The organism is Shinella sp. WSJ-2 (genome assembly GCF_003432075.1).
Lineage (GTDB): Bacteria > Pseudomonadota > Alphaproteobacteria > Rhizobiales > Rhizobiaceae > Shinella.
In genome coordinates, this window is record NZ_QWBU01000003.1 from 340,120 (window position 1) to 360,406 (window position 20,287).

The following is a 20,287-nucleotide window of genomic DNA, read 5'->3' on the forward strand; positions in this document are numbered from 1 at the left end:
ATGGCGCGCTTCCCTTTCGTGTCCGCCGGCCTTGCGGCGCTGATGACGCTCCTCGCCGCCTTCTCAGCCCCGGCACTCGCCGATCCCACCCTGCCGCGTGACAAGGGCCTGCCGATTGCCGTGCAGGCGGCGGCGACGGTGCTGTCGATTGCGAGTTTCGACGAGAATGCGGGGAAATTCCGCGCCACGGTGGACCTGCGCCTGCGCTGGGCCGATTCGCGCCTCGCGAGCAGTCAGGATGGCAGCGGCACGCCGGAAACGCTGCGGGGTAGCGCCGCCGAGGCGCGCATGAAGGAGATCTGGACCCCGCCGGTGCGCATCGCCAATCAGGTCGGCGCGGCGGAGCGTTCGGAATACGGCCTGAAGGTCTACCCGACCGGCCAGGCGGAACTGCTGCATCGGGTGACGGCCGACTTCACCGTCGATGTCAATGTCGAACGGTTTCCCTTCGACCGCCAGAAGCTCGCCATAGAGATCGCAGCCGATGGCCTGACGACGGCGGAGATGATCCTACGCTTCGACCAGTCCGACATCGATTTCAGCCGCCCCTCGGTCCATGCGGAACTCGGCGGCTGGACCATCGGCCTCATCGACCTGAAGAGCGCGCCGCAGCCGGGCTGGTACAATGGCACCCACGCGCAGGTCGTCGCCTCGCTCGATATCGAGCGCAAGCTCGGCCTCGTCGTCGCCTCGATCTTCATTCCGCTGCTCGCGTCGCTGCTCATCCCGCAGCTGGCGATCTGGCTCAACACCATGGAGGACGGCGTGTTTCAGGTGGATACCTATGAGATGGTCAACATCATCATCGGCGGGCTCTTCGCCATCATCGCGCTGAATTTCACGGTCTACAGCAGCTATACGGTGCTGTCGGTCGGCGACAACACGGTGAACCGGCTGTTTGCGCTGAATTACATCGGGCTTGCCTCGGCGCTCTTCGTGAACGTCGTCTTCTCGCGCTTCAACGTGGTGGCGCGGCTGTTCGGCCCCTATGCGCAGGAACAGGCCTATACGGCGATCATGTGGGCGATCCCGACGCTGATCTTCGTGCTGGCCGTATCGTTTCTCTTCGCCGCCTACGTTTAGGCGGCGACCTTGATCGCCGCTTCCTCGCGGATGCGCTTGATCATCGAGCGCAGGCCGTTGGCGCGTTGCGAGGAGAGGTGCTCGACGAGGCCGATCGTGTTGAACGTGTCGATGGCATCGAGCGCGGCGATCTCGGAGGCGCGCTTGCCGGAATAGATAGCGAGCACGATGGCGACGAGGCCGCGCACGATATGGGCATCCGAATCGCCCTCGAAGGTCATGACCGGATCAGCACCGTCGCCGGTATGGCTGACGAGCCAGACCTGGCTCGCGCAGCCCTGCACCTTGTTGGCCGCCGTGCGCTTGTCCTCGGGCAGATCGGGCAGCGCCTTGCCCAGTTCGATGACGAAGCGGTAGCGGTCCTCCCATTCTTCCAGGAAGGCGAAGTCGTCGATGATCTCTTGCAGCGTGGCCATGGCGGTCTCTCGAGGTTTGCCCTGATATAGGCGAGGCGCGCACAAAAAGAAACGCCGTAGGGACAGGGTCCATACGGCGGTTGCAGGGCAACGAGTCAGGCAGGCAGTAAACGTTGAAACTCGGATCCGGCGTTAGCCCTTGTGATCGGGGCGGCGGGTCGGGATGGCGATGGTGCCGGTGATCACCTCGGCGTCGGCATCGACATTGGCCGCCATCTTCGGCAGCGGCTGGTCGAGGGCTTCCCCTTCCGCCGGCTCGGCCCTGGCGACGGCGGCGTCGTCTTCGGCAAACTGGGTATCGAGGAACTTGTAGGCGATATGCGCGCCTTCCCGTGCCCGGTGGCCGAGCGCCACGAAGGTTTCGGTACCCTTCTGGCAGACGTCAGGCTTTTCCAGGCACATGGCCGTCACATAATTAAGCGCTTCGGTGGCGGCGCTGAACGTATCGCCGAGCTCGACGCTCGGACCCTTTTCCAGTTTCGCGGACGATGCCGGATCCAGGAAGGGCAGCAGCACCAGTACAAGTGAGAACCAGAACGTTCCCTTGATCAGAAACCACATCGCTTGCCATCCTCATTATATGCCTTGGCTCTTGACGGCCTTCGGCTCGATTGGTCCTTGGCGAACCGTTGATGCGAGAATAGGGGCCGGAAGGAAATTCCCCTTTGCAGGAATCAGTCAGGTTTTGCCCAGTTTTAAGTAAAATTCGAACGATCGGCAGCCTGACGGGCATTTGAGGCAGATTTTAGCGATCGCCGTTAAGGATGAAGGCGGCCCCGCTGACCCCGAGGTGCCGGAATGCCGGGAGACCGCTTTCTCCCTCCTTGCCCCAGAAGTTAATACGAACAGAAAAATGCCGCAAAATGAGGCGCTTACGCCCCGTTAACCACGCCGGACGAATGGCCGTTGGATTGCGCCGAAATGGGACTTTTGGGGCTTTTTGCCCCCCTTTCCGACCCCTCCTGTTTATCCTTTCCTAAGTCGCCGGTGCGATTTTGGGCTCACAGAAAAGAACATGAACGACAGGGTTTTGCGTTGCGCCAATTGACCATCATCGCTGACAGAATGGCGGCCCGCCTGGGCGCCGTTGCTGGCGTTGCTGGCATGGACGCCGACACGCGCCCGTCTGCTTCCCTTCGCGCGACGACGCTCGCACTTCTCGCTGCCGTTCCTGGCCTGCCGCTTGCCCTTTCCGCCGTTATGCCCGCCTCCGCCGCCCTTCCGGCCGGTGTGGCGCTCGCCGGCGCCGGTGCGCTTCTGGCCGCCGCCGTATCCTCCGTGCGCGCGCCGAAGCGCGCGCCGGTGAAGAGCTTTGCCGATGAGCTGGCCGCAACCGCGCCACCTGCGGTCTCTCCTTATGATCTCTTCGCCGGACTGGTGACGCTGCATGATGCGCGCGGTTTCGTCACCGCCGTGCACGGCCGCGACCGCGCCGACATGCTAACCTGGATGCGCGACCCGATGGGCCGCGGTTATCTAGACCAGATCCATGTGTCCGACCGCATCGGCTTCGTGGCGGCGATCGATCGCCTGCGCCAGGGCGGCGCGCGCGAGACCGTCGATATCCGCATCGACCGGCCGCGCATCGAGGCGCATGCCGAACAGTTCATGCATATGCGCGTGGAAATGACGGCGATGACGGCGCTGGACGGCTCGCTCGTCGCCGTCGTCGCCCAGTCGCGCGACATTTCCGAAGAGGCGCTGCTGCGCAGCGAGACGGCCCGCAAGGCGGCCGAAGCGGAATCGGCCAACGACGCCAAGACGCGGTTCCTGGCGGCCGTCAGCCATGAGCTGCGCACGCCGCTCAATGCCATTCTCGGCTTCTCCGACATCCTGTCGGGCGAATATTTCGGCAAGCTGGAAAACGACCGCCAGCGCGAATATGTAGCGCTGATCCACCAGTCGGGCTCGCACCTGCTGTCGGTGGTCAACACCATGCTGGACGTTTCGAAGATCGAGGCCGGCCGCTACGAACTGCTGACCGAGCCCTTCGCCATTGCCGACAGCATGCGCGCCTGCGAGCAGATGCTGGGTCTCCAGGCCCGCGACAAGGGCATCAAGCTGACGAGCCGCGTGCCGCGCGCGATCGGCGAGGTGGTGGCCGACCAGCGGGCGATCCAGCAGATCCTCATCAATCTTGTCGGCAATGCTATCAAGTTCACCGACCGTGGCGGCATCGTCACCATGGATGCGGCGCGCGAGGGGCGCGACCTGCTCTTGACCGTCAGCGATACCGGCATCGGCATTCCCGCCGAAAAGCTGGTGCTGATCGGCCAGCCCTTCATGCAGGTGCAGAACGAATATACCCGCAAGTATGAAGGCACCGGCCTTGGCCTGTCGCTGGTCAAGGGGCTCGTGGCGCTGCATGGCGGCTCGTTCATGATCCAGAGCAAGCCGGGCGAGGGCACCGTCATCACCGTCCGTGTGCCCGCCGATGGCGCAGGCATCGCGCACGAAAACGACTTGCATGCCGCCGGCGCATCCACCGTCGATTTCCCGCCGCGCCTTGCGCCTGATATGGAGACCGTTTACCAGCCTTCGCTCGATGGCAAGGACAGGAAAGATGAACGCGCACGTCAGAAAACAGCCTGAGCGGCGGCCGCAAGGCCAGGCCCGCAAGGGCCGTTCCAGCGCGCGTGCGCCCGCACCGCCGCCGCGCCGGACGAACATCGTCATCACCGGGCTTCTCGCGCTCGGCCGGCTTGCCGCGCGCAATCCCGCCCTGATCGGCGGCACCTGCGCCTTTATCGTCGTCTTCTCCTTCGTCGCAGCCAATGCGCTGTGGTATCAGCCGGGCGGCCATCCATCGCCCTTTCTGAAGACCCGCTCGGCCGACAATTCCCTCGGCTTCACCGCCACCAAGCCCGAGCCCCACGACGTGACGACCTTCGTCATCGAGCGGCAGGAAGAGGGTGAGGAACTGCCCGAGATCACCGACGTCACGCCGGGCGAGCGCCCGTTCGACGAGGTGGCAAAGGTCATCGAGCATAAGCCGGTGACGACGGCAAAGCCCGTCGCCGAGGAAGAGTCTGATCCGATCGCCGCGGCGATCATGGAGGCGGAAGCCGATCCTGCTGTTACCTCCGCCGTGGCCAAACCCGTGCCGAGCGACATGGTGATGAAGATCCAGAAGGGTCTGAGCAACATCGCCTATACGGATATTGCCGTCGACGGCCTGATCGGCGAGAAGACCCGCGTGGCAATCCGCCATTTCGAAAAGCACTATCGCCTGCCGGTGACGGGAGAACCCAACCCGCAGGTTCTCGCCAAGCTCAAGGATATTGGCGCGCTGTAACGCCGCCGTTTACTGCCTTTTTCGAGGCCGAAGCGATCCCGCTCGGGCTGCAATGCGCCCATGACCCCAGACCTCGCGATTGCCCTTGCGGCCTGCGCCGTGTAGGACGCCGGCCATGCGTCTTCGTACCGATATCTTCGTCTCCGCCCTGATGCGCCGCGTGTTCGCCCGCGGCGATTTCGCGGCCGTCGAGGCGAAGGGGGCGGAGGAGGCGGGTGCGGTCTTCGTGCGGCAGGTTTTTCGCGACGGGACGGAGAGCCTCTATGCCCCGGCGCCGCAGAGCTTCTTCGGCGAGAACGACAGCAATCGGCAGCGGCTGTTCGAGACCCGGCTCGAGCGCACAGAGACGACGGCGGTGGCTGAGGCAATTACGCGGGAGCGGCGTTTCGACAGCGATCTCTGGGTCGTGTCGATCGAGACGGATGATCTCGGCGACCTCTTGGAGTTTGCCGGGGCGGAACCGGAGGACGACGGCTTCTTCCGACGTTAACCTTGTAGCAAGGCTTTGCCGGTGTCGCCGCAATGGAAACGAATTCTTTGCCAATAAGGCGCTAGGACGTGGCTACGTCAATGATGGACGCCCGATAGAATGACCAAATATGTAATCAAGATCGACATGACGTCGACGCTTGTTGCCCGCAAGGCCAGCAGCCAGTGGATCCTCGATCCCGGCGTCAAGATCACCACAAAGGCAACAGCCGTGGATGCCGGCGGTGTCTACACCAGCCGCTCGCTGGCCATCGATGGCAGGATCACCTCCACCGCCGGCAATGGCATCGTCTTCGGCGATGCCGCGATCACCGCCAAGCCGGGCGATGTGACGATCAAGGCCGATGGCGTGGTTTCCGCCAAGCTGGTCGGGCTGACGGCGTCGGGAACCGGGCTCATCCTCACCAATCTCGGCACACTCTCGGGCGGCACGGCGGCGGGCATCTTTGCCGGCGCCAGCATCAATTTCACCAATCGTGGTTCGACGCTGTCCACCGCCGGCCTCGGCATCAAGGCAACGGGCGACAATGCGCTCGTCACCAATCACGGCACGATCAAGAGCGGCGGCGATGCCGTGACCGTTTCCGGCACCGCCGCGATCATCACCAATTACGGCATGATCAATTCGACCGCCGATGACGGTATCCGCAGCGCCGGCACGAAGGCGATCGTCACCAACAGCGGCACGGTCGACAGCAAGCTGGATGCTGTCCTCGTGACCGGCAAGAGCGCTGTTATCACCAACAACGGCAAGCTTTTGTCGCGCGGCGACGAGGGGCTTGTGGTGACCGGCGCCAGCGCCGTCATTTCCAACAACGGTACGATCAGCGCCGCCAAGGATGCGGTGCGGCTCGATGGAAGTTCGGTCAATTTCGCCAACCACAAGACGCTGACCTCGACCTCCGGCGAGGGCATCGATGTCGGCGGCGCGAGTGCTGAGGTTACCAACAACGGCACGATCAAGGGGGCCGCCGGCATCCTGATGGACGGCGCTTCCGCGACGCTGACCAACAATGGCACCGTGACGGCGACGAGCGGCATTGCCGTGGCGCTTCTCGGCAGCGGCAAGAACATCCTTTCCAACAATGGCTCGATCAACGCCACAGGCATCGCGCTCAAGGGCGGCAGCGGCGTCGAGATCATCACCAACAACGGCACGATACGCGGCAATGTCGATCTCGGCGCTGGCAACGACAGTTTTGACACGCGCGGGGGCAAGGTCGTCGGCACCGTGGCCGGTGGTGCTGGCAACGATACCTATCTCGTCGGCGATGCGGCGCTGAAGCTGATCGAGAAGGTCAATGGCGGCACGGACACGGTGCAATCCACGGTGAGCTATACGCTTGGCGCCAATATCGAAAAGCTCGTTCTGCTTGGCACGGCCGGCATGAGCGGGACGGGCAATGCGCTCGCCAACGTGCTGATCGGCAACAGCGGTGGCAACAAGCTGTCGGGCCTGGGCGGCAATGACATCATCGACGGGCGCGCGGGCAACGACACGCTGACCGGCGGCACCGGCGCCGATGTCTTCATCTTCTCCAAGGGCTCGGGCAAGGATACGGTGACGGATTTCGTGGCCGGCACTGACCGGATCGATTTCTCCAATCTCGCCGCCATTACGAGCTTTACGGATCTCATGAAGAACCATGCGGTGCAGAGCGGCGATGACGTGCTGATCAAGGCGGGCACCGATGTGCTGACGCTGAAGCATGTCGATCTCTCGGATCTGTCGAAGGCGGATTTCCTGTTCTGACCACCTGTTCCGGCGGGAACAGCGGTGAAAGCGGGCCCATGGGAAAAGGGAGGCACAGGCAACGGCCTGTGAACCCTTGGAGAAACGCCCATGTTTATCGTGCTGCCCGCCCTTGCACTGCTGATTTCGGGAATGTTCGTCGTGACCATGCTGGCCGCGCTCTCCGCCGAGCGCAACGAAGGTGTCGCACTTCGCGCGCCGGCCAAGCGCCCAGTCTTCTGAAAACAATTTGCGAAATCGATCGGTTCCGCCCGGCGGAACCTTGAGAAAGCCGATCAGCCGGCGGCGCGGTGCCGCCCGTCCCTGGAGGACCTGTCGTGGTGATCCTGCCCGTCCGCATTCGTGCTTTCACTGTTGGCCGCCTTCGGCAAGCCATCGCCGTTCGTGTAGCTATCCGCCCGTTGCCAGCTTTCGACCCGGAGGGTTGCTTCGGCCGGATCTAGCGACGCGATCAGCGCTTCGGCGCCACCCTCGGCCAGGTGCGGGTAGATTTTCCCCAGCACGAACAGGCAGTCTTCCGCCGGCACGGCCAGCGCCACCAGCGTTTCGGCCAGTTGCCGGCCGGAGACGTCGAGCAGGATACGCTCCGACAGCCATTGGCTTGAGGCGAGCGCGTCGGCGAGCGTGACAGCGATCATGCCGATCTCGCCGGCGCGCGCAAAACGCACGAACAGCGCCTGATGCACCTCGGTCGCGGCATCGAGCCTGACCGGTATCTCGGCGGCAGGCGTCGCCGCCCGCACCAGCGCGCGCAGTTCCGCCCGCATGTCCTCTTCTCGCTCCAGACGTGCGGCCTCGGCGAGCGCTGCCGCACGGTCCTCACCGGTGCGGCGGCTTGCATGATCCTGATGGCTGCCGACAAGCGCCTCGATAACGGCGGGCGAGAGATCGTCGCGCTTGCCGATGGCGCGGGCATGGTCCGGGCCGGCGGTGCGCAGGACGCGCATCAGCACACTATCGGCGATCGCTTTTGACCCCATAAGGAAGATGGCGGCAATTCCGATCGGCTGGTGGGCGATGAAGACGGCGACCTCATCGGGGATTTGCGGGCAGCGGGAAAGGGCGGCAACGGCTTGGCGGCGGGCTTCCTCGGTAGAGGCGGCGTAAAGCGGCGCGAAGAGTTCGCCGAACTGGCGCAGATCAGATTTCGAAGGAAAGCGCAGGCTCTCGAAGCTCGACACCGTGGCCATCAAGACGATGTCCTTCGGCCGCCCTGCCTGCGGTCTCTCCAGTTCGCGAAACCTGTCCGCCACGAAACACCCTATCCCCGAAACGGCAGCCCCTTGCCGCATCCATCTGTCCTTCGCGAAACCAGCGGAACCCGGAGCGGATCGCGGCGTGCCTGCCGTGTCTCCGTCATCAATCGGTTCTCGCTGATTGAGCGCCTGTCGCGCGGGGCGACCGTAAACACAATCCTAACGGCGTTATGATTAACATGCGGTAAAGGTACGCGCCGCCTGTGCCATTAGAAGATGAAGTGATCGGCGGTCAGATCGATCTTGCCGGTGAGGCGGATCATGATGTCGGCCTTGCCATCGCCGTCCGTGTCGCCGGTAATGTGGGTCTCCGCACCGACCTTCTCGTAGCGCAGCTCGCCGACGACCTTGGAGAATTTCTTGGTGCCGATGAATTTGAAATCCTGCACGCCGACAAGGGTGGAATTGCCATCGTAGCGGCTGAGATCGATGACGTCGAATTCGGCCGGCTTGAAGTCCTTGATGAGGTCGGCGGTGGCCGTCGTGCCGCCGGTATCGCCGGTGGCGAAGATGAAATGGTCGGCGCCCGTGCCGCCGGTCATCGTGTCGGCGCCGCGTTTGCCGAAGAAGAAGTCGTCGTATTTCGTGCCCTTGAGGATGTTGTCGGCGTTCGTGCCGTTGATGGCGTCGTACTGGAACTTCACCTTGATGAGCACATAGGTGTCGGTGTTGAAGGACGTGCCGCGCCAGTCGATCCGCAATTCGTTGTCATAGACGGTGATGTCGCTGGCCGTGAGACCCTTCATATTGGTCTGCAGGCTGAAGCCGATCATGCGGTTCAGCGTGTCGTTGTAATCGACGAAGGCCGGGCCGTTGCGCGAAGAGTTGGAGAAGACGCCGATATCCTGAAAGCGGATGGCGATCTCCCTGTCGGCGAAGTCGATCGAATAGATGCCGCTGGTATCGCCGAAATCGATCTCGGTGCCCTTGCCGATGGTGACGAGACCCCAGTCCCAGATGTGCTTCGGGTCGAACGCCCGGAAATCATATCGGGTGTCGATGGTCTTGCCCCAGAAGCTCATGGCCAAATCCTTGCGTAAACAAACGCATGCAGCTTACGCCAGCGATGCTTGTTCAGCCGTTAACGGAAGGTTTTTACGCCGTGCTGGCCTCGGCTTGTGCCGCGGGGAACAGTGCGATGCGATCGTCCACGTTAGGATTAACAACATGTTAACCCATTGGTCGTTAGTTTTAGGGGTATGGATCGGCTCGTTTCTTGTTTGAGACGTGTTATGATTCGAGCATGGGAACGGTGGTGCGTCGAAACGGCTTCCGCTCCTGTTGGGAAAGGTGCGATGTTCCGGATACCGGGCGGTCACCAGACACATTCCCGTGAATGGGAAACTTCTGGCCCCCTATCGCCGTTTTCCACCCGTATGCGACTGGGATGACAATGTGCGTCGCAGCCGGGTGACGGAACCGGATGCACCGGCCCGAAAGGGCAGGGTGAAATTAGTAGGAGTAGTTCATCCGTCTCGATTCTTCTTTTGGAGGCGAGAATGGCAGACGTTGTTAGATTGAAGGAATGGCTTGCGCGAACCCCGAAACGCGTTCCCCTTCCACATGCGGCTCCGGCCCAGGTTCTTCTTTTCACGGGCGTGCGCTACGAGCGCCTGACCCCCGCCATGCTTGCGGCCCGCGGCAAGGCGGCGAAGGCGAGCGCCCCGGACACGGCCCGCCGGCCCTGACCGCGGCTTATAGCGGTTACATCCAGTGCAACGCGCGCCCATTGTCGCGCAGGTTTGTTTCGCAAATATTGCTGAAATATTGCACGTAAAAAGATATTTTTTCTGAGAATAATGCCGAAGGTTGTGGCGTTTGCTCTCCAACATTGGATTGGAGAGAAGCAATGGCAATACAGATTTTCGGCACGAACAGCATTGGCACCGGCATCCGCGCGGACCTCGGTGCAACGGATAGCATCTTCGTCGCTTCCGGTGTCACCGTCGGCCGCACAGACATAGCCCCCGGTACTGCGGCGGCGATTATCGGCACGGGTAGCAAGCAAACAGCGGAAATCCACGGCAATGTCGTTTCGACCGGTGTGGGCGTCTCTCTCGGCGACGATCCGGCCGCAGACATACTCAACAGCCTCTATCTTGGTGAAGGCGGTATCATCCGCAGCTACTATTCGGCTGGCGCGGTTGTAGCCGGATGGATGTCTCATGTCGAAAATCGAGGCGAGATACGTGGCTATAGTAGCGGCCTGATCATCGGCGGCAGCAATGCGAATACCGAAAGCGTTGTCGACAACAGCGGCGAGATTGTCAGCTACGGCACCGCTATCACGCGCTATCCCGGCGCGACCGAAAAGCTTGTGATCAACAATTCCGGCGTGCTCCGCGGCTTTACCGCCTTTAGTGGCGGTGGGGCCGATGCTGTCGATATCATCAACAACACGGGCCTCATCGTCGGTGACATTGGCTTCGGTGGCGGAAACGACACCTATGACGGCCGCGACGGCAAAACCGAGGGGACCATCTTCGGTGGTGAAGGCAACGATACGCTTCTTGGAGGCGCAGACGAAGATAGATTCGATGGTGGTTCGGGTATCGACCAGATGGAGGGCGGCAAGGGCGATGATAGTTATATCGTCAGCGAGGCCGGCGATGTGATCGTTGAAAAGGCCGGCGAGGGGACCGATTTTGTCGACAGCTTTTCCAGTTATACACTTGCGGACAATATCGAGAACCTGCGGCTGCGGGTCAATGACACCACGGGTACCGGCAACGCGATCGCCAACAGTCTGACCGGCAACAGCGGCAAGAACACGCTGATAGGCCTCGACGGCAACGACACGCTCGATGGCGCAGGGGGCGTCGACACGCTCATCGGCGGTAAAGGCGACGACACCTATATCGTCGACAACGTGGACGACGTGGTCACTGAGCTCTCGGGCGAGGGCACGGATACGGTGAAGGCATCTGTGAGCACCACGCTCTCGGCCAATGTCGAAAATCTGACGCTGACCGGCAATACCGATATCGACGGCACGGGCAATGAACGCTCCAATATCCTCACGGGCAACGAGGGCAAGAACACGCTGAAGGGCATGGCCGGCAACGACATGCTCTACGGCGGCGGCGGTGGTGCCGACGTGCTCGAAGGTGGTGCCGGTGATGATACCTATATCATCGACGATGGCGACGGCACCGTTACCGAACTGGCGGGCGAGGGGACCGATACGGTCAAGGCGTCGGTCACCCATACGCTTTCCGCCAATGTCGAGACGCTGATCCTGACGGGCGCGGACGATATCGACGGCACGGGCAGCGATGATGCCAACACACTGACCGGCAATGCCGGCAGCAATCTGCTCAGGGGCCTCAAGGGCAACGACACGCTGGACGGCAGGGGCGGTGTGGACCAGATGGAAGGGGGCATCGGCAACGACATCTATGTCGTCGACAATTCCGGCGACACGATCGTCGAGCTTTCCGGCGAGGGCACCGATACGGTGAAGGCGTCGAAAAGCTACGCGCTTTCGGCCAATGTCGAGACGCTGATCCTGACAGGCACGGGCAATATCAACGGCACGGGCAGCGCGGATGCCAACACGCTGACGGGCAATGCCGGCAAGAACGTGCTGAAGGGCATGGACGGTAACGACCTGCTGAACGGCGGCGCGGGCCGCGACCGAATGGAAGGCGGCAAGGGCAACGATACCTTCGTCGTCGACAATGCCGGCGACGTGGTGGTGGAGGCCTCCGGTGCCGGCACGGGCACCGATACGGTCAAGGCTTCGGTGACCTTCGCCCTGGCGGACAATGTGGAAAACCTCGCCCTGACCGGCACCGGCGACATCGGCGGCACGGGCAATTCCGCCGCCAACATCCTGACGGGCAACAGCGGCAAGAACACGCTGATCGGCCTTGCCGGCAACGATACGCTGAATGGTGGCGCGGGAACCGACCACATGGAGGGCGGCACCGGCAACGACACCTATATGGTCGACAGCGGCGGTGACGGGATCGTGGAATTCGCCGACGAGGGCACGGATACGGTGATGGCCTCGGTGAGCCATACGCTGGCTACCAATGTCGAGAAGCTGGTGCTGACCGGCACGGGCAACCTCAACGGCACGGGCAACGAACTCGCCAATACGCTGACGGGCAATGCGGGCGCCAACATCCTGAACGGCCTTGCCGGCAACGACGTGCTGGACGGTGGCGCAGGTGCCGACCGTCTTGAAGGCGGCATCGGCAACGACACCCTCGTCATCGACAATGCCGGCGACAAGGTCGTCGAGCTTTCGGGCGAGGGCACCGACACGGTGAAGGCTTCGGTGAGCCACACGCTTGCCGCCAATGTCGAGAAGCTGGTGCTGACCGGCACGGGCAACCTCAACGGCACGGGCAACGAACTCGCCAACACGCTGACGGGCAATGCGGGCGCCAATATCCTGAAGGGCATGGCGGGCAATGATACGCTCGTCGGCGGTGCGGGAGCCGACCAGCTCTATGGCGGCGCGGGCAAGGACATGTTCGTCTTCAACTCTGTGGCCGACAGCAAGACGACGGCGATGGACAAGATCTTCGACTTCTCGCATGCCGAGGGCGACCGGATCGACCTGCACGCCATCGACGCCAATGGCGTTTTGGCGGGCGACCAGGCGTTCAGCTTCATCGGCACGAGCGCCTTCCACAACAAGGCGGGCGAGCTGCGCTTCGAGCAGAAGTCCGGCGACACCTTCATCCACGGCGACATCAACGGCGACGGCAAGGCGGACTTTTCCATCGCACTCGACACGCTCGTCACCCTGACGGCAAGCGACTTCCTGCTCTGATCGCCACGGCAATCGCGCCGGCCTCAGCGCAACTCCGGGTTTTTGCCCGGAGTTGTTTGCGTTTTTCCTATCGCGAAACATTCCGATTGTTTCAGCTGCAAGGCGATTGAGGCTGTGCGCCGCGCTGGAATGTCCGTTTCAGCGAATTGTTTCAGGCGCGTTTCAACTGGGTTTCAAGTATATTTCAGTATTTCTTCGAAGTAATTTCGTTTAAATTAAAAAAGTTGCGTTTTCTTTCGAATTTATCGAATAAATCTTCAAGTAGTTTCGTGTTGACGGTAATCAATACCGGACACTTTGCGGAGAGGCATTGTCGGAACAGCAGGAGTTGAAACGGAAGTCGCCAGGCGGCGGCCTCCGGCGGGATGACTCGTGTCCGATTTCGGCACCCCGGGCAGGGGAACCTTCGATGCGGCAGACCCGGCAATGATTTTTCCCGGATGCAGGCGGTGGTCGCCGGCGCGGGGTTCAAAGATGAGAGGGAATGACAATGGTACTCAAGGTTTTCTCGGCGGATTCGATCGGCGCGGGCGTACGGGCGGAGATGTCCTATGGTGACATGCTCTTCGTTGGCGAGGATGCAACGGTGGCACGGACGGATGCCATATCGAGCGGCGATGCTGCGGTCCGCGCCCTGGCCGGCAACAATACGCTGGACATCCGCGGCACGGTTCTCGGCGGCAAGACCACCATTCTGCTGGGTGACAATGCCAGCGCGGACAACAGCTACAAGGTGATGTTGTCCTCCACGGCACTCGTCAAGAGCTTCGACGGCGCGGCCATCGAGCTGAAGGGCACGTTCAGCGACATCACGAACGACGGCCAGATCGATGGCAGGATCGGCATCAGCTTTAACGGTGCGAGCACTGCAACAGGCAGCCTGATCACCAACAACGGCGGCATTGATGCGTCGAATTACGGATTCGTCCGCGGATCCGCTGCGACGGAATCCATGTGGTTCGCCAACAACGGCACGGTTTCCGGAAAACTCGGAGCGTACTATTCCCCCGACAGCATCAGCGCCATGGACACTGTGGTCAACAGCGGTGTGATGACCGGCAATATCGAGCTCGGTGGCGGTTCGGACGTGTATGACGGCAAACTCGGCACCGTGTCGGCCGGCAATGTCTATGGTGGAAGCGGCGGCGACACGCTTGTCGGCGGTGCCGGCGCGGATTCCCTCTACGGCGATAATGACGCCGACTATCTGGACGGCGGTGCGGGCGACGATGCGCTGAATGGCGGCAACGGTGACGACGTCCTCTTCGGCGGCATCGGCAACGACACGCTGGACGGCGGCGACGATGTCGACATGCTTCGCGGTGGCGCAGGCGACGATACGTATGTCGCCGATAATGTCGGCGATTCGATCACGGAGATTGCGGGTGAAGGCATCGATACCGTCAAAGCCGCCATTGATTATACGCTGACGGCGAATGTGGAAAACCTGACGCTGACCAGCGCCGACGATATCAGCGGCACGGGCAACGCGCTCGCCAACATCATCACCGGCGATGACGGGCACAACACGCTGAAGGGCATGGCCGGCAACGATATGCTGGACGGCGGCTTGAATTCGGACCTGCTCGAGGGCGGGATCGGCAACGACACCTATGTGGTGGACAATGCCGATGACACGATTGTGGAACTCAAGGACCAGGGCACGGACACGGTCAAGGCCCTGGTGAGCTACACGCTGTCGGACAATGTCGAAAAGCTGATCCTGACAGGTCCTTCCGATAGCGACGGCACGGGCAATGCCGGCGCCAACACGCTGACGGGCAATGACGGCAAGAACACGCTGAAAGGGATGGACGGCAACGATACGCTGGACGGCAAGGGTGGCCTCGACACGCTCGTCGGCGGCAAGGGCAACGATACCTATATCGTCGGCGACAGCGGTGACATCATCACGGAAGTTGCCGGCGAAGGCACGGACACGGTGAAAGCGTCGAAGAGCTATACGCTTTCGGCCAATGTCGAAAAACTGATCCTGACGGGCACGGCCAATCTGAACGGCACGGGCAGCGTCGACGCGAATACCCTGACGGGCAACACCGGCGCCAACACCCTGAAGGGCATGGACGGTAACGACGTGCTCGATGGCGGTGCGGGTGCGGACCGGATGGAGGGTGGCCTTGGCAACGACACGTTCGTCGTCGACAATGCCGGCGATAAGATCGTCGAACTCTCCGGCGAGGGTACGGACACGGTGAGGGCCTCGGTCAGCCATACGCTTGCGGCCAATGTCGAGAAGCTGGTGCTGACCGGCACGGGCAACCTCAACGGCACGGGCAACGAACTCGCCAATACGCTGACGGGCAATGCGGGCAAGAACATCCTGAAGGGTATGGCGGGCAACGACCTGCTGGACGGCGGCGCTGGCGCCGACCGTCTGGAAGGCGGCCTCGGCAAGGACACCTATGTGGTCGACAATGCCGGCGACAAGGTCGTCGAGCTTTCGGGCGAGGGCACCGACACGGTGAAGGCTTCGGTGAGCCACACGCTTGCCGCCAATGTCGAGAAGCTGGTGCTGACCGGCACGGGCAATCTCAACGGCACGGGCAACGAGCTTGCCAACACGCTGACGGGCAATGCCGGCGTCAACATCCTGAAGGGCATGGCGGGCAACGATACGCTCGTCGGCGGTGCGGGAGCCGACCAGCTCTATGGCGGTGCGGGCAAGGACATGTTCGTCTTCAACTCTGCCTCCGACTCGAAGACGACGGCGATGGACAAGATCTTCGACTTCTCGCATGCCGAGGGCGACCGGATCGACCTTCATGCCATCGACGCCAATGGCGTTTTGGCGGGCGACCAGGCGTTCAGCTTCATCGGCACGAGCGCCTTCCACAACAAGGTGGGCGAGCTGCGCTTCGAGCAGAAGTCGGGCGACACGCTCATCCATGGCGATATCAACGGCGACGGCAAGGCGGATTTCACCATCGCAGTCGATCCGCTCGTGACCTTCACCGCGAGCGACTTCCTGCTTTGAGCGCGTATTTCTCAGCAAAGGGGCGGCAACGCCCCTTTTTGTGCGATCAGTTCGGCACGAAGGTCTCGCAGCTGGCGTCGGCGAGGAAGCCGACGGCGGCGGGTTGGCGGCTGGCGGTGGGCACGAAGGTGCGCAGAACGGCGTAGCCTTCGGTGCCGCGCATTTCCACGAGGATCGACTGTTCCAGTTCCGGCGGCACGGCCTTGCGGATGCCGATGAGCTGGATGGGCGTGGCGATCAGCGTGTCGAGCGCGCCGGAGACGGATGTGCGATCGTTCATGCTGAACACCTCGTTGGAGGCATCGTCATAGACGGCGAGTGACCAGAAGGGCACCTCGCTATCGGCGAAAAGGCGGACCGGGCCGTTTTCGACGGAGAAAGTGCAGACGGCGGTCTTCATCGCCGGGTCGTCGTTGAGCGGTGCCAGCGTATCGCCGACGCTGGCGAGCGGGAAGAAGCGGTTGTTCTCGCCGAAGGTCTGGACGCGCGTATAGGCGTCGCGGCCGGTAAAGCTCGGCAGCGAGAGGATGATGACGATATGCAGCAGGGCCGCGCCGACAAGGCCGATGGCGATGGCATAGAGGACGCTACGCATCGGTGCAGTCCAGCCTTGATATGCCGGGCATGGCAAGGTCGATGACGCCGGAACTGCCGGCGGTCGGCGTGTCGAGCAGCGTCATGACGAGCAGGAACGGCGCCCTTCCTTCTGGCACCGCAAGCCAGTTGCCGGAGGTCGCCGTCGAGGCGATGCGGATCGAGAAGCTGCTGTCGGCATTGCGCAGCACCGACCAGGCGTTCACCCCATCCGGCAGGCCCGGGCGTGTGCCCAGCAGCGGATTGCCGTTGCGGTCGGCGGCGTGCAGCGTCCAGAGGCGGGCGGGCGGCGTGATGCCCTTGATCTCGTAACGGCAGTTTTCCGAAAGGCTGCGATTGTCGCTGTCGGTGGCGGCGGTGAAGGTCAGGCCCTCGGCGCCGCCGAGCAGAAGCTTGCCGTCACGGGCGCGGTGCGCCTTGGCATAGGGATCGGCGTCGATCGTCTGTGCGCTCGGGAAGGCGGTCCAGGGGCCGAGCGCGATGGCGCCGAAGCCGACGGTCGCCCTGAGCGCATAGATCGAGCTCAGGATGCCGAGCCCGAAGGCGACGGCGAGCGCGGTGGCGATGACGAGGGGGGTTCGGAACAAGGCAATCGACCGTTTGAATCAGCGAGAGCATTTCCAGCCGAAGCAAGTTTGCTTCGGCGTCGGACAATGCGGCAAAAACAGAATCCTAAAGCAATTCCACCAAAAGTGTGAAGCGGTTTTGCGTCCGGAATCGCATTGAAAAGAAGAGATAGAGCGGTTTTGCGATTCGGAGAAACGCGCAAACGCTCTATCGGTTACTCTGTCCGGTTGACCGGAGCCGCGTCAAGCGCGGCCACCCGGCCATCGGCCTTGAGCGGCTTGGCCTCGTTCAACTGGCGGGCAACATCCTTCAGGAGTTTGGTGACATCGGTGGAGAGCGAACGGGGACGCACCAGCGCGGGCAGGGGATTGGCCTCGTCCGTCGTCGTCGCCGCGACCTCCGTCGCCTTGGTGCCGTCGGGCAGCGGGTTCTCGATGCCGGGAATGGGACGAAGCTCGATGCCCTGATGGGCATAGTCCATCAGACGCTTGAAGGTCATGGCGGGCAGCGAGCCGCCGGTCATGTTGTTGGTCGAGGTATAGTCGTCGTTGCCGAACCAGACGGCGGCCGTGTAATTGCCGGTGAAGCCGACGTACCAGGCGTCGCGGTAGGCTTGGGTCGTGCCCGTCTTGCCGCCCGAGACGATGCCGCGGTCGAGCGCGCCACGGCGTGCCGTGCCGTTGACCGGGATGGTCACAAAGATGCGGTTCATCGATGAATCCGCCTCTTCCGACAGGATGCGCTTGGCCGGCGGTTCGTCGCGCGAAAAATCGTAGAGGATATCGCCGTCGTAATTGAGGATCTGGCTGATGCCGTGGCGGCGCGACTGCACGCCGCCGGCCGGGAAGACGGCATAGGCGGTGGCCTGATCCATGACAGTGACTTCCGATGTGCCGAGCGGCATGGTTTTGTCGGTGCGGATGGGCGTCTCAACGCCCATCTCCTTGGCGAGCTGCGCGATGCGCTTGGTGCCGAGCTTTTCCTTGGCAAGCCGCACCGGCACCGAGTTGATCGATTTCGCCATCGCCGTCATCAGCGTCATGCGGCCGGCGAAGCTGCGGCCGTAATTTTGCGGCGACCAGCCGCCCCAGCTGATCGGGGCATCGACGATGGTCGTCTCGGGCGTCATGCCGGATTCCATGGCGGCCGCATAGGTATAGGCCTTGAAGGACGAGCCTGGTTGGCGCAGCGCCCGGGTGGCGCGGTTGAACTGGCTCTCGCCGTAATCGCGCCCGCCGACCATGGCGCGCACGGCGCCGCCGTTCTCGATCATCACAAGCGCGCCCTGCTTGACCCGGTAGCTCTCGCCATACTGGCGCAGGCCGCTTTCCACCGACTCCTCGGCGGCGGCCTGCAGGCCCATGTCGATGGTGGTGCGCACGACGAGGGAATGCTGGGCGAAGGGTTTTGCGATGCGCTGCACCTCGTCGAAGGCCCAGTCGAGGAAGAAATCGGGTGCGGCCTTCTCGTTGCGGTCGATGACGCTCGCGGGATTGCGCCGTGCGGCGATCACCTGGCCCTCGGTCATCAGCCCGCCCTGCACGAGATTGGTCAGCACTTCGTTGGCGCGGGCGCGCGCGGCGGGCAGGTTGACGTGGGGCGCATAGCGGGCCGGGGCCTTGAACAGGCCGGCGAGCATGGCGGATTCGGCCAGATTCACATCCGTGACGTTCTTGCCGAAATAGAACTGCGCCGCCGCAGCCGCGCCGAAGGTGCCGCCGCCCATATAGGCGCGGTCGAGATAGAGGCGCAGGATTTCCTTCTTGGAGAGGTTCGCCTCGAGCCAGAGCGCGAGGAAGGCTTCCTTGATCTTGCGCTCGAAGGTCCGCTCGTTGGAGAGGAAGAGGTTCTTGGCCAGCTGCTGGGTGAGCGTGGAGCCGCCCTGCACGACGCCACCGGCGCGCGCATTCTCGTTCATGGCGCGGGCAAGCCCGAGGAAATCGATGCCGAAATGGCTGAAGAAGCGGCGGTCCTCTGTGGCGAGCACCGCCTTGATCAGGTGATCGGGCAGCTCGTCGATCGGCACGGAATCCTCGTGGATGATGCCGCGGTGGCCGATCTCGTTACCGTAGCGGTCGAGGAAGGTGACGGCGAAGTCGCTCTGCGCGCGCCAGTCGCCCTTGGTCTCCTCGAAGGCGGGCAGAGCCAGCGCGAGCAGCAGGACGAAGCCGGCGGTGCCGAGATTCATGCCTTCGCCGACGATCTCGAAGACAGCCTTCTTCCAGCCCTTTACCTGGAAGCGGCGGAAGAAGATGGTGATCTCCTCCCAGATTTCGGCCGCGCGAAAACCGGCATTCCAGACCGTGGAATCGATCCAGGAATCGAGGCGCAGGAAAATGTGCCGCTTGCGGCGGCGCGGTTTTTGCGGCTTGGGGCTTTCGTCTTCCACGCTCAATAACCTTATCTAGGGACAGGCCGCAGCCTGCCCGCGTCCGGTTAACGTCTTCTGATCCTGTCCTATTCAGGGACGATAGCAGTCTTTTGAAGGCAGCAGAACGGATTTTGCCGGGTACGGTTACCGGGGGTGAGGGTTGACCTTTCACGGCAAGAGGTTCAGGGGTCTCGCATGACGACAAACACCTTGCAGGACCCCGCCGACCTTCCTTTCTGGAAGACGAAGACGATCGCCGAGATGACGGATGGCGAATGGGAAAGCCTGTGTGACGGCTGCGGGCTCTGTTGTCTCAACAAGCTGGAAGACTGGGATACCGGCGAGATCGCCTGGACCTCCATCCGCTGCGTGCTGCTCGACGGCGAGAGCTGTCGCTGCAAGGACTACGAGAACCGGCAGGCCACGGTGCCCGACTGTATCCGCCTGACGGTGGAAAGCGTGGAAAAGATCTCCTGGCTGCCGCCGACCTGCGGCTATCGCCTCATCCGCGACGGGCATGACCTCTACTGGTGGCATCCGCTGGTCTCGGGCGACCCCGACACGGTGCATCAGGCCGGCATTTCGGCGCGCGGGCGCACGATCAGCGAAGAGGGCATCGATATCGAGGATTACGAGGACTATCTCGTGACCTGGCCGATGGAAGTGGGCGGAGAGAAGTAGC

Annotated in this window: 17 protein-coding genes; 10 read left to right on the top strand and 7 right to left on the bottom strand. The window is 62.6% G+C overall.

Going from position 1 to position 20,287, the window contains the following annotated elements:
• Positions 1 to 1,083 carry a hypothetical protein gene (locus tag D0Y60_RS09380; protein WP_158565442.1) on the top strand — a complete coding sequence of 361 codons (1,083 nt, stop codon included), beginning with the start codon at positions 1 to 3 and terminating at the stop codon, positions 1,081 to 1,083.
• Here the strand turns inward: D0Y60_RS09380 and D0Y60_RS09385 are convergent.
• Positions 1,080 to 1,499, bottom strand: a complete 420-nt coding sequence (locus tag D0Y60_RS09385; RefSeq protein WP_117369087.1) for a SufE family protein — start codon at positions 1,497 to 1,499, stop codon at positions 1,080 to 1,082. The two genes, D0Y60_RS09380 and D0Y60_RS09385, sit on opposite strands and share 4 nt — an antisense overlap.
• 132 nt (positions 1,500 to 1,631) lie before the next feature.
• Positions 1,632 to 2,060: a DUF5330 domain-containing protein gene (locus D0Y60_RS09390; RefSeq protein ID WP_117369089.1), complete on the bottom strand. Its 429-nt coding sequence runs from the start codon at positions 2,058 to 2,060 to the stop codon at positions 1,632 to 1,634.
• Positions 2,061 to 2,603: 543 nt separating this feature from the next.
• On the opposite strand from D0Y60_RS09390, the gene D0Y60_RS09395 reads away from it, so the two are divergent.
• The 5 genes from D0Y60_RS09395 (at position 2,604) to D0Y60_RS25215 (ending at position 7,258) form a co-directional block, all read left to right on the top strand.
• Positions 2,604 to 4,091: a HAMP domain-containing sensor histidine kinase gene (locus D0Y60_RS09395; RefSeq protein ID WP_245409150.1), complete on the top strand. Its 1,488-nt coding sequence runs from the start codon at positions 2,604 to 2,606 to the stop codon at positions 4,089 to 4,091.
• Positions 4,063 to 4,794, top strand: a complete 732-nt coding sequence (locus D0Y60_RS09400) for a peptidoglycan-binding domain-containing protein (RefSeq protein ID WP_117369091.1) — start codon at positions 4,063 to 4,065, stop codon at positions 4,792 to 4,794. The genes D0Y60_RS09395 and D0Y60_RS09400 overlap by 29 nt, the downstream gene beginning before the upstream one ends.
• Before the next feature lie 115 nt (positions 4,795 to 4,909).
• Positions 4,910 to 5,284 carry a DUF1491 family protein gene (locus D0Y60_RS09405; RefSeq protein WP_117369093.1) on the top strand — a complete coding sequence of 125 codons (375 nt, stop codon included), beginning with the start codon at positions 4,910 to 4,912 and terminating at the stop codon, positions 5,282 to 5,284.
• A 99-nt stretch (positions 5,285 to 5,383) separates the two neighbouring features.
• Entirely contained in the window at positions 5,384 to 7,036 is a 1,653-nt protein-coding gene (locus D0Y60_RS09410) for a calcium-binding protein (protein WP_117369095.1), read from the top strand.
• Between the two features lie 90 nt (positions 7,037 to 7,126).
• A complete protein-coding gene (locus D0Y60_RS25215; RefSeq protein WP_281048136.1) occupies positions 7,127 to 7,258 on the top strand; it encodes a hypothetical protein in 132 nt (43 codons plus the stop codon).
• Positions 7,259 to 7,311: 53 nt separating this feature from the next.
• Here D0Y60_RS25215 and D0Y60_RS09415 read toward each other — a convergent pair whose 3' ends face one another.
• Both D0Y60_RS09415 and D0Y60_RS09420 read right to left on the bottom strand, forming a co-directional pair.
• Positions 7,312 to 8,289, bottom strand: a complete 978-nt coding sequence (locus D0Y60_RS09415; RefSeq protein ID WP_147324516.1) for a hypothetical protein — start codon at positions 8,287 to 8,289, stop codon at positions 7,312 to 7,314.
• A gap of 212 nt (positions 8,290 to 8,501) precedes the next feature.
• A complete protein-coding gene (locus tag D0Y60_RS09420; RefSeq protein WP_117369099.1) occupies positions 8,502 to 9,314 on the bottom strand; it encodes a hypothetical protein in 813 nt (270 codons plus the stop codon).
• A 477-nt stretch (positions 9,315 to 9,791) separates the two neighbouring features.
• On the opposite strand from D0Y60_RS09420, the gene D0Y60_RS09425 reads away from it, so the two are divergent.
• The 3 genes from D0Y60_RS09425 to D0Y60_RS09435 all read left to right on the top strand — a co-directional run bounded on the left by D0Y60_RS09425 (position 9,792) and on the right by D0Y60_RS09435 (position 16,073).
• On the top strand, positions 9,792 to 9,980 hold the full coding sequence (locus D0Y60_RS09425; RefSeq protein ID WP_117369101.1) for a hypothetical protein: 189 nt from the start codon (positions 9,792 to 9,794) through the stop codon (positions 9,978 to 9,980).
• Between the two features lie 161 nt (positions 9,981 to 10,141).
• Positions 10,142 to 13,078: a calcium-binding protein gene (locus D0Y60_RS09430; protein WP_117369103.1), complete on the top strand. Its 2,937-nt coding sequence runs from the start codon at positions 10,142 to 10,144 to the stop codon at positions 13,076 to 13,078.
• A 490-nt stretch (positions 13,079 to 13,568) separates the two neighbouring features.
• Positions 13,569 to 16,073, top strand: a complete 2,505-nt coding sequence (locus D0Y60_RS09435) for a calcium-binding protein (protein ID WP_158565444.1) — start codon at positions 13,569 to 13,571, stop codon at positions 16,071 to 16,073.
• A gap of 46 nt (positions 16,074 to 16,119) precedes the next feature.
• Here the strand turns inward: D0Y60_RS09435 and D0Y60_RS09440 are convergent, their stop codons facing one another.
• From D0Y60_RS09440 to D0Y60_RS09450, 3 genes are all read right to left on the bottom strand, one after another.
• A complete protein-coding gene (locus tag D0Y60_RS09440; protein WP_117369107.1) occupies positions 16,120 to 16,668 on the bottom strand; it encodes a DUF1254 domain-containing protein in 549 nt (182 codons plus the stop codon).
• On the bottom strand, positions 16,661 to 17,254 hold the full coding sequence (locus D0Y60_RS09445; RefSeq protein WP_117369109.1) for a DUF1214 domain-containing protein: 594 nt from the start codon (positions 17,252 to 17,254) through the stop codon (positions 16,661 to 16,663). The genes D0Y60_RS09440 and D0Y60_RS09445 overlap by 8 nt, the downstream gene beginning before the upstream one ends.
• A 194-nt stretch (positions 17,255 to 17,448) precedes the next feature.
• Positions 17,449 to 19,623: a transglycosylase domain-containing protein gene (locus D0Y60_RS09450; RefSeq protein WP_245409137.1), complete on the bottom strand. Its 2,175-nt coding sequence runs from the start codon at positions 19,621 to 19,623 to the stop codon at positions 17,449 to 17,451.
• Between the two features lie 177 nt (positions 19,624 to 19,800).
• Here D0Y60_RS09450 and D0Y60_RS09455 point away from each other — a divergent pair, with 177 nt between their 5' ends.
• Positions 19,801 to 20,286, top strand: a complete 486-nt coding sequence (locus tag D0Y60_RS09455) for a YcgN family cysteine cluster protein (protein WP_117369113.1) — start codon at positions 19,801 to 19,803, stop codon at positions 20,284 to 20,286.
• Position 20,287 lies beyond the last annotated feature (1 nt).